Source organism: Bacillus sp. SD075, assembly GCF_017355165.1.
GTDB lineage: Bacteria > Bacillota > Bacilli > Bacillales > DSM-1321 > Peribacillus.
In genome coordinates, this window is the sequence record NZ_JADILK010000106.1 from 1 (window position 1) to 1,353 (window position 1,353).

At 38.0% G+C, this 1,353-nt stretch carries 2 protein-coding genes; one reads left to right on the forward strand and one right to left on the reverse strand.

What is annotated here, in order from left to right; genetic code table 11:
- The first annotated feature begins 115 nt into the window (after window positions 1–115).
- Window positions 116–571 (forward strand): SRPBCC family protein, encoded by a 456-nt coding sequence (locus IOC57_RS25440; protein WP_207441360.1) that lies wholly within the window; start codon window positions 116–118, stop codon window positions 569–571.
- A gap of 551 nt (window positions 572–1,122) precedes the next feature.
- Here the strand turns inward: IOC57_RS25440 and IOC57_RS25445 are convergent.
- The coding region (locus tag IOC57_RS25445; RefSeq protein WP_207441361.1) for a hypothetical protein at window positions 1,123–1,353 on the reverse strand (231 nt) is incomplete at its 5' end.

Consider the following 1,353-nt stretch of genomic DNA (forward strand, 5'->3'; position numbering starts at 1 on the left):
CGCCATAGGAGTTTCTTATGGAACATAAAGGGCAGGATTATGGAATATGTGTTAGGTAATATTTTTTATAACGAGCTATAATGATGGTAAGAAAGAGTTATAAGGAGATTAGGAAATGCCTGTTATTGAGTATCAACAATTTATTAAAGCTCCAGTTGAATTATGTTTTGACCTTGCGAGGAGCGTGGATATCCATACCAAAACGGCAGTGAAAACAAAGGAAACTGCTGTTGATGGTGTGACAGAAGGGCTGTTAGAGGAGGGAGATACTGTAACTTGGGAAGCCATTCACTTTGGTATGAAACAAAGGCTGGAAGCTCAAGTGACATTCATGGAAAAGCCAAGTGAGTTTGTAGATATTATGGTGAAGGGAGCCTTCCATTCCTTCGTACACACACATCAGTTTATAGAAAAAACAGGTGGAACTATAACGATAGATAAATTTCAATATAAGTCACCGTTCGGTCCAATTGGAGTTTTAGCTGATAAGTTGTTTTTTGAGAAGTATATGAGAGGATTTATCGTTTCTCGTGCAAAGGCTCTGAAAAAGATTGCCGAGAATATGCACTAACCTTGTTTAACGAAAAGGTGCCTTAATATCTGGGATTGCTGCCTTTTTTGTTCCAGCAGGGATAATGCTTTTAATAATAAAGATCGTATTGATACAAAACGACTTGAGGATTAAGTAAAACTTATGATGGACACACAGAAGGATAGAGAGAAATAATAGTTGATTGATGAAATAGCTGTTCTTGTTATGAAATTACCGGTTATTAATGAACTAACGGGTGCTTTTAGCTGAAGTTCGGAGCTGTCTTTGTCACCGGCACCCTGAACGTTAGCAAATGGCTCGGCTCAGCGGTACAACCGTGTTAGGCCCGCGGATACAACCGACCTTTAATTATAATTACGGATCAAATCATTTGGCAGCGATTTGATCTTTTTATTTGTTTTTATAAGAATAACACGGACAGAACGAATGTTCTAGTATAAAGTGTGAAATTATTCCTTTTTTTAATTCAGCTCTGATGGATTGTAAGTTAAAAAGAAGGATAGTTGAATCAGAGAGGAGAGTCTAATGAGAACAGAATGAGTGCGCGATACATGTGAGGTTGACAAACTTCATCTATTGGAAACTAAAAAAGTACTTTGATCAAGTACGGTATCAAAGTACTTTCCGTTTAACAAACTACCAAATCCACGACCAATTACACCCAAAGTCAACAAGGCCTTTTTTCTTCTTACAACAATTCTGGTGATGGTCCTCATCGCGGCATTTCTTCTTACAGCAATCCTTGTGATGGTTCTCATCGCAGCATTTCTTCTTACAGCAATCCTTGTGATGGTCCTCAT

Excerpts from the sequence above, each read along its gene's own strand:
- IOC57_RS25440 (WP_207441360.1), top strand. The coding sequence starts at position 116 with ATGCCTGTTATTGAGTATCAACAATTTATTAAAGCTCCAGTTGAATTA.